This window comes from Pseudomonas tehranensis, from assembly GCF_014268615.1.
Lineage (GTDB): Bacteria > Pseudomonadota > Gammaproteobacteria > Pseudomonadales > Pseudomonadaceae > Aquipseudomonas > Aquipseudomonas tehranensis.
Genome location: NZ_JABWQV010000115.1, coordinates 1 through 14,632, shown reverse-complemented (window position 1 = coordinate 14,632; position 14,632 = coordinate 1). Strand labels below are relative to the sequence as shown.

The 14,632-nt window shown below is 56.2% G+C and carries 13 protein-coding genes; 5 read left to right on the top strand and 8 right to left on the bottom strand.

Annotated features, from left to right (window positions below):
• Nucleotides 1-123: 123 nt before the first annotated feature.
• Entirely contained in the window at nucleotides 124-582 is a 459-nt protein-coding gene (locus HU811_RS16805) for an REP-associated tyrosine transposase (protein WP_092400192.1), read from the top strand.
• A gap of 134 nt (nucleotides 583-716) precedes the next feature.
• Here HU811_RS16805 and HU811_RS16800 read toward each other — a convergent pair whose 3' ends face one another.
• Nucleotides 717-1,325, bottom strand: coding sequence for a TetR/AcrR family transcriptional regulator (locus HU811_RS16800; protein WP_186657029.1), 609 nt, complete (start codon nucleotides 1,323-1,325; stop codon nucleotides 717-719).
• A gap of 131 nt (nucleotides 1,326-1,456) precedes the next feature.
• Between HU811_RS16800 and HU811_RS16795 the strand changes: the two genes are divergently transcribed.
• Nucleotides 1,457-2,371 (top strand): DUF808 domain-containing protein, encoded by a 915-nt coding sequence (locus HU811_RS16795; protein ID WP_186657028.1) that lies wholly within the window; start codon nucleotides 1,457-1,459, stop codon nucleotides 2,369-2,371.
• A gap of 3 nt (nucleotides 2,372-2,374) precedes the next feature.
• Here the strand turns inward: HU811_RS16795 and HU811_RS16790 are convergent, their stop codons facing one another.
• From HU811_RS16790 to HU811_RS16760, 7 genes are all read right to left on the bottom strand, one after another.
• Nucleotides 2,375-3,202: an HAD-IIB family hydrolase gene (locus HU811_RS16790; RefSeq protein WP_186657032.1), complete on the bottom strand. Its 828-nt coding sequence runs from the start codon at nucleotides 3,200-3,202 to the stop codon at nucleotides 2,375-2,377.
• A 57-nt stretch (nucleotides 3,203-3,259) separates the two neighbouring features.
• On the bottom strand, nucleotides 3,260-3,928 hold the full coding sequence (locus HU811_RS16785) for a formyl transferase (protein WP_186657026.1): 669 nt from the start codon (nucleotides 3,926-3,928) through the stop codon (nucleotides 3,260-3,262).
• Nucleotides 3,921-5,774, bottom strand: a complete 1,854-nt coding sequence (locus tag HU811_RS16780) for an aminotransferase class I/II-fold pyridoxal phosphate-dependent enzyme (RefSeq protein ID WP_186657024.1) — start codon at nucleotides 5,772-5,774, stop codon at nucleotides 3,921-3,923. Before HU811_RS16780 ends, HU811_RS16785 begins: the two co-directional genes overlap by 8 nt.
• 12 nt (nucleotides 5,775-5,786) lie before the next feature.
• Complete coding sequence (locus HU811_RS16775) at nucleotides 5,787-6,983, bottom strand: hypothetical protein (protein WP_186657023.1); 1,197 nt, start codon at nucleotides 6,981-6,983, stop codon at nucleotides 5,787-5,789.
• A gap of 129 nt (nucleotides 6,984-7,112) precedes the next feature.
• Entirely contained in the window at nucleotides 7,113-8,366 is a 1,254-nt protein-coding gene (locus HU811_RS16770; RefSeq protein ID WP_186657021.1) for an MFS transporter, read from the bottom strand.
• A gap of 475 nt (nucleotides 8,367-8,841) precedes the next feature.
• Nucleotides 8,842-9,630, bottom strand: a complete 789-nt coding sequence (locus HU811_RS16765; protein ID WP_092400186.1) for an MlaA family lipoprotein — start codon at nucleotides 9,628-9,630, stop codon at nucleotides 8,842-8,844.
• A complete protein-coding gene (locus HU811_RS16760) occupies nucleotides 9,623-10,921 on the bottom strand; it encodes an alpha/beta fold hydrolase (protein ID WP_186657019.1) in 1,299 nt (432 codons plus the stop codon). The genes HU811_RS16765 and HU811_RS16760 overlap by 8 nt, the downstream gene beginning before the upstream one ends.
• A gap of 429 nt (nucleotides 10,922-11,350) precedes the next feature.
• Here HU811_RS16760 and HU811_RS16755 point away from each other — a divergent pair, with 429 nt between their 5' ends.
• The 3 genes from HU811_RS16755 (at nucleotide 11,351) to HU811_RS16745 (ending at nucleotide 14,483) form a co-directional block, all read left to right on the top strand.
• Nucleotides 11,351-12,205 carry a glycine betaine ABC transporter substrate-binding protein gene (locus tag HU811_RS16755; protein WP_092400182.1) on the top strand — a complete coding sequence of 285 codons (855 nt, stop codon included), beginning with the start codon at nucleotides 11,351-11,353 and terminating at the stop codon, nucleotides 12,203-12,205.
• A gap of 311 nt (nucleotides 12,206-12,516) precedes the next feature.
• The gene (locus tag HU811_RS16750; RefSeq protein ID WP_092400180.1) at nucleotides 12,517-12,828 is read left to right on the top strand and encodes a DUF485 domain-containing protein; all 312 of its coding nucleotides are present in this window, start codon (nucleotides 12,517-12,519) and stop codon (nucleotides 12,826-12,828) included.
• Nucleotides 12,825-14,483, top strand: coding sequence for a cation acetate symporter (locus HU811_RS16745; RefSeq protein ID WP_092458650.1), 1,659 nt, complete (start codon nucleotides 12,825-12,827; stop codon nucleotides 14,481-14,483). Before HU811_RS16750 ends, HU811_RS16745 begins: the two co-directional genes overlap by 4 nt.
• Nucleotides 14,484-14,632 lie beyond the last annotated feature (149 nt).

The window sequence follows — 14,632 nt, the reverse complement described above, 5'->3', positions numbered from 1 at the left end:
CTCTGTGGGAGCGAGCCTGCTCGCGATTGCCTTCAACCAGACATATCCAGCTAAAAGTCTGGCCCACCTCCAGACAGGCCAAGACCTAGTCTTGGCCAGGACTCACTCATCAAAGGACACGGAATGTCTGGTTCACCCGCTTCACATCGACTGCGCGTCGGCCGCTACGCCGAATCCAACCGAATCTACTTATTGACGGCCAACACATTCGGCCGCGAGCCGATTTTTAGAGACTTTATCTTGGGCAGATTGGTCGTTGACCAGTTTCGAAAGGCTCAGGATCAGGGTTACGCTGACTCATTGGCCTGGGTCGTCATGCCTGATCACTTTCATTGGTTAATCGAGCTGCATAAGGGATCTTTGAGTGAATTGATGCAAAGAACCAAGTCATTAAGCACCAAAGCTGTGAACCTACGCCTGGGCCATAGGATCAGTCTTTGGCAACAAGGTTTCCATGACAGGGCCCTAAGGCGGGAGGAGGACCTGGTAGTGCTGGCTCGGTATGTCGTAGCAAACCCACTGCGGGCAGGGCTGGTGAAGCGGTTTGGCGACTATCCACTATGGGATGCCATTTGGGTTTGATTTGAAATCGAGTCGTCAGCATCGCGAGCAGGCTCGCTCCCACAAGGTATCTCAGTTGTTCACAAAATTTGAGTTCACAGCAGAACCCTTGTGGGAGCGAGCCTGCTCGCGATGAAGGCGATGCGGTCCCAAGCCTAGCGATCCACCTCACACCCCTTCAACACCAACCGAATAATCGTTTGCGCCGCCGCCTCATAATCCGCCTCGTCCAGCTTCGCCTTGCCGGTCACTGCGGAGATTTGCCAGTCGAAGTCGGCGTAGGTCTGGGTGGCCGCCCAGATGCTGAACATCAGGTGGTTGGGGTCGATGGGGGCGATTTGACCTCGGTCGATCCAGGTCTGGATGCAGTCGATGTTATGGCGGGCCTGGGCGTTGAGCTGTTCCACCAGGTCGGCGCTCAGGTGCGGGGCGCCGTGCATGATTTCGCTGGCGAAGACTTTTGAGGCGAAAGGCAGGTCGCGGGAGATGCGGATCTTGGAGCGGATATAGTGGCTCAGCACTTCGCCGGGCGCGCCGTCGGCGTTGAACGGGGTCGAGGCCTGAAGGATGGGCTCGATAATACTTTCCAGCACCTCGCGGTAGAGGTTTTCCTTGGATTTGAAATAGTAGTAGACGTTGGGTTTGGGCAGGCCCGCCTTGGCCGCGATATCGCTGGTTTTGGTCGCCGCGAAGCCCTTGTCGGCAAATTCTTCGCTGGCGGCACGCAGGATCAGTTCTTTGTTGCGCTCGCGGATAGTGCTCATAAACCCAGGGGTTCCTTGCCTGTTCTGGCGGTGGCGCATGGTAGCACCGGCCTCGCGAAGCGCTCAAGAATGCCCCGAGGCCACGTCGGGCGCGCTATGCTGCGCAGCATTATTGTTCAAGGAGTTCTTCCATGGCCGGAAGCAGTTTGTTGTTACTGATCGACGATATCGCCACGGTGCTCGACGATGTTGCTTTGATGACCAAAATGGCTGCCAAAAAAACCGCTGGCGTGCTCGGCGATGACCTGGCGCTCAATGCCCAGCAGGTCTCAGGCGTGCGTGCCGAGCGGGAAATACCGGTGGTCTGGGCGGTGGCCAAGGGTTCGTTTATCAACAAGTTGATCCTGGTGCCGTCGGCGCTGGCCATCAGCGCCTTCGTACCCTGGCTGGTCACGCCATTGCTGATGGTGGGGGGCGCCTACCTGTGTTTCGAAGGGTTCGAGAAACTCGCCCACAAGTTCCTTCACAGCAAGGTGCAAGACCAGGCCGAGCATGCGCAATTGGTCGAGGCCGTTGCCAACCCGGCGGTCGATCTGGTGGCCTTTGAAAAGGACAAGATCAAAGGTGCGATACGCACCGATTTCATCCTCTCGGCGGAAATCATCGCCATCACCCTCGGCACCGTCGCCGATGCACCACTGACCCAACAGGTGATCGTGCTGTCGGGCATCGCCATTGTCATGACCGTCGGCGTCTATGGTCTGGTAGCCGGCATCGTCAAGCTCGATGACCTAGGGTTGTGGCTGACGCAGAAGCCGGGGCAACTCGCCAAGCGCATCGGTGGCGCCATCCTGCGCGCCGCGCCCTACATGATGAAAAGCCTGTCGGTGATCGGCACGGCGGCGATGTTCCTGGTGGGCGGCGGCATCCTGACCCATGGTGTGCCGGTGGTGCATCACTGGATCGAAGGTGTGGCAGCCAGCGCCGGTGGTGCCGGGTTTATCGTGCCGATGTTGCTCAATGCGGTAGCGGGGATTGTCGCCGGGGGCGTGGTGTTATTGGGCGTCATGGTCGTGGCCAGGCTTTGGAAAACGGTTCGAGCCTGAACCTCAGAATCGCGCTACCGAGTGAATCGGTGCCAGCACATGCTTGGAAAGGTATCGGGCCACGGCTTCGTCACTGCAGGCGCCAATGATCTGCGCATCGGGCAGCGCCTGTGTCACGTCTTGATGAGCTGTTCCCATGATAGCCGCCTTGCCTGCAACTGAGAGCATGCCTATATCATTCATGCCGTCACCAAAGGCAATGCACGCGCCAATGGGGACATCAAGAAACTCGGCCAGCTGTTTCAGGGCGTGGCCCTTGCAAACGTCGCTGGCCATCACTTCCAGGCACCAGGTAAACGAGAACACCGTGCTAATGCGGTTTCCGAATCGCTGCTCCAGACGTTTCTGCAAGGCCAGTAAAACGTGGTGGTCTTTTGCCTGTTCAAAGAAAAACACTTTTTCGACGTTTTCCGTGGGCCACGTGTCGGGTCGGGTCACTGTCGGTTGGAAATGTGGGTTGCGATTAAAGTCGCTGACATCATGCTCGCGACCGATCAACCAGCCGCTAGGGCCGTACAGATTGATGATCAGGTCTGGGCTGTGGCGGGTTTCTTCAATCAGTCCTTGAACGACGTCGTCAGGCAGCGCTTCGCAACGCGTCAATCCGCCACAAGCGCTGCTGATCCTGGCTCCATTGGAGGTGATCAGATGCAAGGGAAGCGAACTATCGTCGAGCAACGTCTCGACGTCGGCCTGTTGGCGGCCAGTTGCCAATACCAGATGCAGGCCGGCATCGAGAAGGTGCCGCATCACCATCCGGGTGTATTTGCCCAATGTATCGTCGGGTAACAGCAAGGTTCCGTCCAGGTCCGACGCAATCAATGAATACATGGTGTTCCTTAATAGGCTGCCAGGGCCACCCCAAGGGCTGTGGCCCGGCACGGTAAGTTAATGTCGGCCAAGCATTGTCAGCGACTGCTCGCGGGTGAACGTCATCCGCTCCTCCAGCCGGGCATTATCCTTCTCGAAATAGATGCTCATCTCTTCGTGACGTTGCTCAAATGGGATAATCCTGTCGAGCAGCGGCAGTGTATCGATCAGCAACTGACGTGCGTAGGCGATGGCCCGATTGTACGTGTCGATGACTTCTTCGAATTCAGGGTAAATACAGAACGACACCTGATTGAGAATCGGGCCGTCGTCGATACCTTCATTGATTTCATGGAGGGTCACCCCATGGTGGCGCTCGCTGTTCTTTAGCGCCCAGTTGACGGGACGCACCCCACGATAGTGTGGCAGGTACGACAAATGAAGGTTGACGATGCGCTTGCAGCAGTCGATGTAAGCCTGAGGCAATATTCGTTTGTGAAAGATCACCAGGCACAGGTCGCAGGAAAAGAGACCTTCCTTGTAGCCAGGCAGGTCTTCTATTTTTCCGCTTTCAATGAGGGGAAGGTCCTTGTTCCTGCAATATTCGATCAAAGTGAGTTCGCTGCTCACTGGCTCGAACGGGTCCGCAACCACATAAGAGACAGTGTATTCGGGCGACGCATTGAAGTAGTCACAGGCAAAAATCGCCAGTTCACCTTTACCACAGATCACTACATTTTTAGGCATTGGACAGTGCCTCCTTCATGCGCGAACTTCGTGGCGCTTCCACTTCCAGTGCCTGCATGATTGATTTCAGGGCATTTATAAGTTGGGCATTTTCTTGCCGGGTGCGGCAGGAAATTCTCACGTAGTGGTCTGAATCGGTGTTGCGCTTGCCCGAGCATTCCTTGATGTAAAGGTTGTGCTCCAGCAACAGGCGGCACAAGGTTCGAGCCGGGACGTGCTCGATCTGGCAATACACAAAGTTGGAATCGGTCGCAAAGGTTGTGATGCCTTCGATTTCGTCCAGCGCCTGGCGCAACGCCTGGGTGTCACGAATGACCTGCTGGCAGCTTTCGAGGTATTCCTGTTTGTATTGCGGTAGATGCAGCAACATTTCCTCGGCAAAGCCGTTGAGATTCCAAATAGGCAGTAGCGAATTGAGCAGCGCCAGTAAGCTGTGATTTGCACTGGCGAGGTAACCGATACGGATCCCGCCGATGCCGAATGTCTTGCTCATACTGCGAATAACGGCAAGGTTCGAATGCTTGCCCAACGAGGACAGCAGGGTATTTGCTGCATTGGGTGAGAAGTCCAGGAACGACTCGTCAACAATCAGCGCGATATCCAGTTCAGACAGTTGGCTGGCCAGGTCCGAGAGCGCTGCGGCTGGCGTAAGGCGGCCCGTGGGATTGTTTGGCGATTCAATGACGACGACCGACGGGCGCTCTTTCTTGCAGGTCTGCACCAAGGCATCCAGATTGACCTTGAAGCCCTGCTCTGCATGGGTGTGATAACTGAGCGTGCGCTCCTCACCGAATACGTTAGCGTATTCGTTGAAGGACGGAACGGTGACCAGCACTTTGCCTGGGAAGATGGAGGGCAATAACTTGATGATTTCTGCAGCACCATTGGCCACGCAAAGGTGTCGGGCGGGGATGCCAATGAATTCGCTGAGCGACTCTTCAATGAGTTTTCGGCCGCCGGGATAGTTGAGGAGAATGTGGTCGAAATTTTCCTTGATCCGGTCTTTCATCTGCTGAGGAGGAAAGTGAAAATTATAGATCAGGGCGAAATCGAGGAGGGGGTAGCGCCAGTAGCCACCGTGGCGGCTCTGGAGAAATACCAGGCGATCCCGGCTGGATATGTAATTGCACACCGTGAGGTCATAGTAGTTGTCGACCTCGTACCATTCGGTCGAAGGCACCACCACCGCCCCGATATCCCACTTTTTGGTCTTGCACGCTTGTTTGAAGACGTCTTCGTAATAGGCGTTCAGGTTGCCATCTTCGATCTGGACCTCCAGTTGCTCGCGCACGTGGTTGGCGAACAGTGGGGAACCTATCCGATATAAGTTGACGGTCTTGTACTGTTCTTCCTGCGTCTGGTGACCGTCATCCTTAGTCGAGCCGAAACTCTGCAGCCGCCCCTCATGAAGGTTGGCGTAGGTTCCTTCCATGTTTTTCCCCAGTGGCGAAACCAGTGCAACCAGGTCGCTTGACGTTCGCAGCAGTTTTTCCAGGCAGGCTCCAGAGAAAAAAATGTCACCTTCAACGATGAGGGCGCCCTCAGTGATGTGCTGGCGAGCCAGGTATAACGAATAGATATTGTTGGTCGTCTCCCAGTCAGGGTTATGCACGTAATCGATATCCAACAGGGTTTCCAGGCTGTTCAGATGCTCGGTGATGATCTCGGCCTGATAACCCACCACCACTACCACGCGGGTGATGCCATGCAGTTGAAGATTGCTCAACGCATTATCTAGAAATGCGATGCCGTTGGTCTTGACCAGAGGCTTGGGCATATGGCGGGTGCGATTGGCCAAGCGGCTGCCGCGTCCGGCGCAGAGAATAATTGCTGTTCCAGTGTTCATCGAATGTCCTTATTAATGACACGTGAGTCGGGGTACCACGTGTTGGTAAATCCACACGCCATCTATCCGGCCGCTGAAGCTTTCCTCGCCGCCGCTGTCACCCCCGGTCTTGATGCCGGCACCCAAGCCGAAGGCATGGAAGTTTTCTAAAGTTCGATTCGATACCGTAGAGGGGTTCAACCGGTGATCCACAATCAGGCCGTGGGCGTCCTGGCGCAGTGTGATGGGCGAACCGTCGATATCGAGTACTCGGACCGGGGTTGCGCTGAAACCAGTGCATTTGATCGTCAGGTCGACCGAGTCAAGGCGTTTGCGCAATGTCTCTGGATCATCGGCAGCTATATTCACAACGGTCAGATTGGGAATTTCTCCCCGTTGGATCTTGCGAGCAAACGTGAACGAGTCATACCGAAGGCCTGAGTATCGATTGACACGCTGGCTGGCTTGGCAGACATCCGCATCGACAAAGGGGTAGCCCTGAGTCAGTGCCGCCTGTGGCGAATCAAAGAAAAGCTTGAAGTCACGCTTGACCAGCAGTTGGATAGGATTTTTAACATCCAATTGTTCAATCAGGCGAATCAAGCAGGAAACGGCGCTGTGGGATGAACCCAAAATGGCAATATTTTGGTAATGGCCTGCCTTGATTTGTTCGTCATACTCGCCTTTGAGCATGGCGTCGCTATTGATGGCATTCAGGTGTGGCAAGGCAACGTTGTTGACTTGTCCACCCAGATTGACCATGACTTTTCTGCACCGCGCCTCTCTGGTCTGGCCGTCAACGGTGTAACGAACGGCATAGCGCCCATCGTCGGACAGTTGGATTTCTTCGACGGTGGACAAGGTCGATATCTCGAAGCGTTTGTACAGCGTCTTATGCTGCTGGACGAAGGCGCCGATGTGTTCCAGAAACCGTCCCACGTAGCGCAACTCTACCGCTTCGTCACGTCGCTCGCTGAAATACGCCCATTCCGCCGTGGTACGCATGTATCGGCTGAGCTCATCATCCTTGTTCTGGAACTTTTCCAGGAAAACGCCACCCAGAGAGTTTGCGGTAATACGGTACTGTCCGATAGCGCCGCTTCCCAACGTGTTTGATTTCTCCAGAATCAAACATCGATGAATATCTTCCTTCTGAATGAGGTCAGGCAATAAAGAAATGTTCGCCGGCCCGGCGCCACATAAAATAATGTCGTAGTCGTCCTTGTTCATTCTTTCTCCAGTGACGAGATTGATACTAAAAACACAAATTTCAAGGCGAAGAAATTCCTGACGTCCATGTTTGTGACCGCCGTAGAATGGTCTGTGCATGCGTCGGGTTTTACTGACGGATAGGAGTTCCTAGCCAGCGGTGCAGGTGTCGTGTTTTTCGTTAGTTAAGTTGCGATGTTGTAAACGGGTGAAAATACCTGCGAAGGTAAGGGCCATGATGAGGCTGGTCACCGTCAGGAAAATGAACAGCGCCGTTCCGCTCAGCACTTGTATAAAAAATCCTCCGACAATGGGTGCCACGGAAAAGCCAATACTGTAAAGCGATGCGGCGCCAAAGTAAGCACCTCTCAAATTTCGAGGAGCCAGGCTGTCGACAAACAGATTCAAACACGGAAACAGTAAGGTCTGGCTGAGGCTCAGCAGCAGAACCGCGCCGTACCATAATAGTTGCACTTGATAAAAGTGTGCCGCCAGTGCCATACCCGCCTGACTTAAAATCAGCAGTCCAGAACCGATTTGGATCTTCGTTTCTAGTGTTAGCTTTGCCAGAGCCCTGGCCAGTGGAAGTTGGAACAGGACGATTACCGTGGCATGCAATACGATAAGATTGGCGATAAAGGGCAGGTACCCCTCAAACGCCAGCGAAGCTAGCAACTGGGGCACACTGGAATCAAAGCTGCCGAAGATGAACATCATGACGATGTTGTTGATCACGAGCAGGAGGAACACATGATCCCGGGAAAGGATCTGTAAGGTACTTCGCAAGGAGGTAATGTTTATGGCCTCCAGGGTGATGCCCCGGCCGTATACCATGACGCCAGCCAGTAGGGCCAGGTAGGACGTTGTCACCAGCACAAAGGACAGAGAGTCCGCGGAGATGCCTAGTTTGAGCCCGAAGTAAGGACCCACGGCGGCTCCTGCATTGAGAAAGAAATAGCGCAGGTGCATGGCGCGTTCCACCAAAGGGCGGGACTCGATGAGGTCACCGATGACCGTCTTGATTGGATTGTTGACCAAGGCCCAAGAGAGATTAGCCAGCAGGGTTCCGGCGATGTAGCCCCCGGCATGAGTGCTGATACCCAGCAGCAAGTAGGAGACCATCGCCACCAGGCAACCGACCATGATGATTTTAAGGCGCCCGATTTTGTCGGAAAGGTACCCGCTGTAGAAGCTGACCAGCGAAGAGAATGCGATAGAGCAGGTCAGAATCAGGCCGATGGCCGAGGTACTGAAACCGAACCGCGTGTAGAGAACAATCGAAATGAATGGCCACACCATCATTGACGTAGCGCGAGTCAGAAAAGTGCCAAGAAACAGCATCCATATGAAAAACGGAAGCGATGAGAAATAGCACTTAAAGCGGATAAGTTGTAAGGCGAGCATAAGTAATCACACAGGGTGTAATGCTGGGGGCATGACAGTAAGGTAATGGAGCGCAAACGACGAGACTTGAGCGTCTAGTGTTTAACGGAGCACGACGCTGTAGAATGATTTCCGAGCAAGTTTCGCTCAGTCATTCATGGCTTTTTTAGTACGCGTAGGTGCGTGACGAAGTTTGCCGATCGAGGCATCTGAAGATGCGCAGCAATGGAAGAGAAGTTGACATATCGATCCTTGATCCTAAACGCAGTATTGCATCCTTTGCAGTGGATCCAATCGTACACGATGTGTCACAAAATGTTAATAAAAAATTCACAATCGAAAATGCAGCGTCGTTGGGATGCCTTATGACGGTGCAGTCGTGCGCTTACCGTTTTCTTAGACGAAGACGGGCCAGCAGAAATTAGATCGGCGTGCAGGGCATTGCGCAGGGGCACAACAGCCCCAACACGCCGGATCGGGCGTATTGGCTTAAGGGTTACTCGGCAATCTGCAACTTGCGCGACTCGGTATACACGTAACGCACCTTCTCATATTCGAATGGCGAGTTCAGTTGGCCATAGCGGAAGCTGGTCTGGTGGCGCTTGTCCACGGCGCGCAGGAGCAGCAGTTCCGGGTGGTTGGCGCTGACTTCTGAAACGTTGAGGAAGTTGATCGCCGATTCAGCCGTGTAGTCCACCAGCAATCCCGAGGTATCACGCAGGTTCGAAGGGCCAAAGATCGGGAGGACGAAGTACGCGCCGCCGGGCACGCCATAGAAGCCCAGGGTCTGGCCGAAGTCTTCGCTCTGGCGCGGCAGGCCCATGGCGGTGGCCGGATCCCACAGGCCAGCGATGCCGACGGTGGTGTTGAGCAGCAGGCGTGCCGTGGTTTCCATCGAACGCTTGCCCTTGAATTGCAGCAGGCTGTTCATCAGGTTCGGCACGTCTCCCAGGTTATTGAAGAAGTTGCTCACCCCGGTGCGCAGGAAACCAGGCGTGATGTAACGGTAGCCATCGACGACTGGCAGGAACACCCACTGATCGAATCGATAGTTGAAGTGATAGACGCGGCGGTTCCAGGACTCCAGCGGGTCATAGACGTTCAGGGCGTTGAGGGTCGAACGCTCGAACTCGCGCTGGTCCAGCCCGGGGTTGAACTTGAGCTTGCTCAACGGCTCCTTGAAACCGTCGGAGTCCACCACCACAGGCGCGTTGGCCTTGCTGTTATCGGCGTGGACCATGCCGGCACTCATTAACGCAGCGATAAGCAGGAGATATTTAGCCACGGAAGAACTCCAGCATGGCGTCGCTGTTGACGCGGTAGTTTAGGTTGCCGCAGTGACCGCCCAATGGGTAAACCGTCAGCCGGTCGCCAAAGGTCTTGCGCAAGAAGCCCAGATCGCCCGGGCCGAGGATGACGTCGTCGGCGTTGTGCATGACGGCAATCTTCGGGCTGTCGTGCAGGTAATCCTTGAGCGCATACAGGCTGACCTGATCGATCAGTTGCAACAGGCTGCCGCCGTCGGTGCGCGCGCGCCACATCGGAATCACTTGCTCGGTGAGGTAGCAGTCGAAGTCGCATTGCAGCGCGCGTTTGAGGAACGGCGTCAGGCTGGTGCTTTCGGTAATCGGGAATTTGGGCGGGATGATCAGGCCGCGACGGTTGATCAGGTCCGAGGTGAATGCAATGTCGGCCGCCGAGAAGCGGAACGAGGTGCCGATCAGCATCGCCATCTGCTCATTGCTCAGGTGTTGCTTGGACTGCTGGAAGTCATAGAGCAGGGCATCGTTGAGATCGATGTAGCCTTTCTGCTGGAAGTAGCGGGTCAGCTTGTTGAGCACCAATTCATAAAAAGTGGTGGTGTTGTTGATGCCCTTGACCTCGGTCTGGACCAGTTTGTCCAGGTTAGTGATTGAGGTGTAGAGGTTGACCGGCGGGTTGAGCAACAGCACTTTCTTGAAGTTGAAGCTGCGTCGGGTTTCGTCCAGATGGGCGACGAAGGCCGCGTCCAGGGCGCCGAGGCTGTAGCCGGTGAGGTAATACTCGGTCACCGGCAACTTGGGGTTCTGCGCGCGCACGGCCTGCATCACCCGGTACATGTCTTCGGCGTCTTCCTTGGTGATGCCGGGTGTGGCGAAGCGTGAAGCGGCGCTCATGAAGTCAAAGCTGGTGGGCGACGACAGCTGCACCACGTGGTAACCGGCCTTGTAATAGAGGCGCTTGAGGTATTCGTTGAGGCTGCTGTCGTATCGCGCGCCGGTGCCGGCGATCAGGAAGATCAGCGGCGCGGGCTTGTCCTGGGTCGCCATGCGGTAGGTGAGGCTTTTCACCGGCCAGAAATTGTCCGGCAGGATGAACTCGCGTTCCGGGCGCAGGGTCAGGCTATGGTCGGCCTGGTTGATGTCTTCGATCAACGGCAGATCCGGACGCAGGTCCGGTGGCGTAGTGGCGATGGTCGCCTCGAACGGGTTGGTCAAGGGGTAGCCATAGCTGGCGGCATCGATATCCACCGCCAGCGCGGACGCACTCAGAATAAGGCCGCCGACGAGGGCAGCGAAGCGCAAGGAATGGAGCATGACTGGATCCCTTAGAGGAAGATGCCGAATGAAGTTCGCAGGCTATGACCGCCGAAGTGAAGCCAAGTGCCATGACGCACACAAAAGAGGCACAAACGGGGCGCGATAGTAGCGGGACGATACACGTTTGCGTGGGGGAGCGGCTAGTTATCTGGCGGCTTGCCGGATTCTGACAGGGCACGCAGGACAGCTTTTTTGTGGGGCCGAATGGCTGAGGCAGATAGCTGGCGTTCTGATGTCGTTTCTCGTTGCTTCAACGTCGCAGGCAGAGCAGGTTCCAGATCGGCGCAGGTTGATGATCAACGAGTCAGTACTCCACTGACGTTCGAACCGGTTTTGCAGGCGAGCGTGATGGGGGCGCTGTGCACCATAACAATACGTTGACGCCGCTCGGCATCCGTCGGGCGCAGCACTTTCGGGGAAGTAACGATGAGAATGCGACGACTCTTGGGCGCAGGTGCCGCACTGGTACTGGCGATCAGCTCCACACTGGCCAGCGCCGAAACCAAAACCCTGAGCATCGGTTATGTCGACGGTTGGTCCGACAGCGTCGCGACCACCCATGTGGCGGCCGAAGTCATCAAGCAGAAACTGGGCTATGACGTGAAGCTGCAAGCGGTTGCGACCGGGATCATGTGGCAAGGCGTAGCCACTGGCAAACTCGACGCGATGCTTTCGGCCTGGTTGCCGGTGACCCATGGCGACTACTGGACCAAGAACAAGGACCAGGTGGTCGACTACGGTCCGAACTTCAAGGATGCAAAAATCGGCCTGATCGTGCCGGAGTACGTCAAGGCCCAGTCCGTGGCCGACCTCAAGACCGATGACAGCTTCAAGAACCGCATTGTCGGTATCGACGCCGGTTCAGGTGTCATGATCAAGACCGAGCAGGCCATCAAGGATTACGACCTGACCGGGTATCAACTCAAGGCCAGTTCCGGCGCCGGCATGATTGCCGAGCTGACCCGTGCCGAGAAGAAAAAAGAATCCATCGCCGTCACCGGTTGGGTGCCGCACTGGATGTTCGCCAAGTGGAAACTGCGCTTCCTGGAAGACCCGAAAGGCGTTTACGGCGCGGCTGAAACCGTGAACAGCATCGGCAGCAAGGAGTTGGACGCCAAGGCGCCGGAAGTGGTCGCGTTCCTGAAGAAGTTCCAGTGGAACTCGAAAGACGAAATCGGCGAGGTCATGCTGGCGATCCAAGAAGGTGCCAAGCCGGACGCTGCTGCCAAGGATTGGGTTGCCAAGCACCCGGACCGCGTGAAGGAGTGGACCGGCAAGTAATCCGCCCGGTTTAACATCCTCGAAACCGCATGACTTGGCGTCATGCGGTTTTTTTGTGCCTGCCGTTTTTTAGCCTGGCCCAAGTCCCGGTGGGAGCGGGCTTGCTCGCGAAAGCGATCTGTCTGTTGGCAATTCATAGACTGACACACCGCATTCGCGAGCAAGCCCGGTCCCACAAGGGAAGTATGAAGGTTTGCAGGGGCAATCGATAAACGTCATGTCGTTCTAATACTAAGGTCGTCTGGAACCTGGCCTTCAGCCGCATAGAGTAGAGCTGTTCCAATTTAATCTGTGCTGCGAGGATAAAAACAATGAACGACAGCATTTACCTCTCGATTCAAAACAGCCCGCGCTTCAAGGAGCTGGTGAGAAAACGAGAAAAGTTCGCCTGGATTCTCTCGGCGATCATGCTTGGGCTGTATTCCGGCTTCATTCTTCTGATCGCCTACGGGCCGCATGTTCTCGGGGCCAAGATTTCGCCCGAGTCCACCATTACCTGGGGTATCCCCATCGGTGTCGGCCTGATTCTTTCGGCCTTCGTCCTGACCGGTATCTACGTGCGACGCGCCAACGGCGAGTTCGACGACCTGAACAATGCGATTCTCAAGGAGGCTCAGCAATGATCCGGCGTCTAATGGCTCTGTTGAGCGTCGCAGCTTTCGCACCGGGGGCCTGGGCGGCTGAAGCCCTGACCGGTGCCGTGCAGAAACAACCGCTTAACGTCGCGGCTATCCTGATGTTCGTGGCCTTTGTTGGCGCGACCCTGTACATCACGTACTGGGCGTCCAAGAAAAACAATTCGGCGGCCGACTACTATGCGGCCGGCGGCAAGATCACCGGCTTCCAGAACGGCCTGGCAATCGCGGGCGACTACATGTCGGCGGCGTCCTTCCTGGGCATTTCCGCGCTGGTGTTCACGTCCGGTTATGACGGTCTGATCTACTCCATCGGTTTCCTGGTGGGCTGGCCGATCATTCTGTTCCTGATCGCCGAGCGCCTGCGTAACCTGGGTAAATACACCTTTGCCGACGTGGCCTCCTATCGCCTGGGGCAAACCCAGATCCGCACCTTGTCCGCCAGCGGCTCACTGGTCGTGGTGGCGTTCTACTTGATCGCGCAGATGGTCGGTGCCGGCAAGCTGATCCAGCTGCTGTTCGGCCTGGATTATCACGTTGCGGTGATTCTGGTCGGTATCCTGATGTGCCTCTATGTACTGTTCGGCGGCATGCTGGCGACGACCTGGGTGCAGATCATCAAGGCGGTGCTGTTGCTGTCGGGCGCTTCGTTCATGGCGCTGATGGTCATGAAGCACGTCAACTTCGACTTCAACATGCTGTTCTCCGAGGCGGTCAAGGTTCACGCCAAGGGTGAAGCAATCATGAGTCCTGGTGGCCTGGTCAAGGATCCGGTCTCGGCGTTCTCCCTGGGTCTGGCGCTGATGTTCGGTACCGCAGGCCTGCCGCACATTCTGATGCGCTTCTTCACCGTGAGTGACGCCAAGGAAGCTCGCAAGAGCGTGCTGTACGCCACTGGCTTCATCGGTTACTTCTACATCCTGACCTTCATCATCGGCTTCGGCGCGATCCTGCTGGTCAGCACCAACCCGGCCTTCAAGGACGCGGCAGGTGCTTTGCTCGGTGGCAACAACATGGCGGCGGTGCACCTGGCTAACGCGGTGGGTGGCAGCATCTTCCTGGGCTTCATCTCGGCCGTGGCCTTTGCCACCATCCTGGCGGTGGTCGCGGGCTTGACCCTGGCCGGTGCCTCGGCGGTGTCCCATGACCTGTATGCCAGTGTGATCAAGAAAGGCAAGGCCAACGAAAAGGACGAGATTCGCGTCTCGAAGATCACCACCATCGCCCTGGCAGTGCTGGCGATCGGCCTGGGTATCCTGTTCGAGAAGCAGAACATCGCGTTCATGGTGGGCCTGGCGTTCTCCATCGCGGCAAGCTGCAACTTCCCGGTACTGCTGCTCTCGATGTACTGGAAGAAGCTGACCACCCGTGGCGCCATGGTCGGCGGCTGGCTGGGCCTGGTCAGTGCCGTGGGCCTGATGGTGCTTGGTCCGACCATCTGGGTGCAGATCCTGGGTCACGAGAAGGCGATCTTCCCGTATGAATACCCAGCGCTGTTCTCAATGGCCATTGCCTTCGTCGGCATCTGGTTCTTCTCCATCACCGACAAGTCGGCTGAAGGCGTGAACGAGCGTGCACTGTTCTTCCCGCAGTTTGTGCGTTCGCAGACTGGCCTGGGGGCGAGTGGGGCGGTGAGTCACTAAAGCAGCGGCGAGCTGCAAGTTGAAAGCTTCAAGTTAACGCAGTGCGTTTGAAGAGATACCCCGGTCGAAAGGCTGGGGTATTTTTTTGTGTTGGGTTTGAGGGGCGGCAGGCTTGCCGCCAATCGCGAGCAGGCTCGCTCCCACAGGGG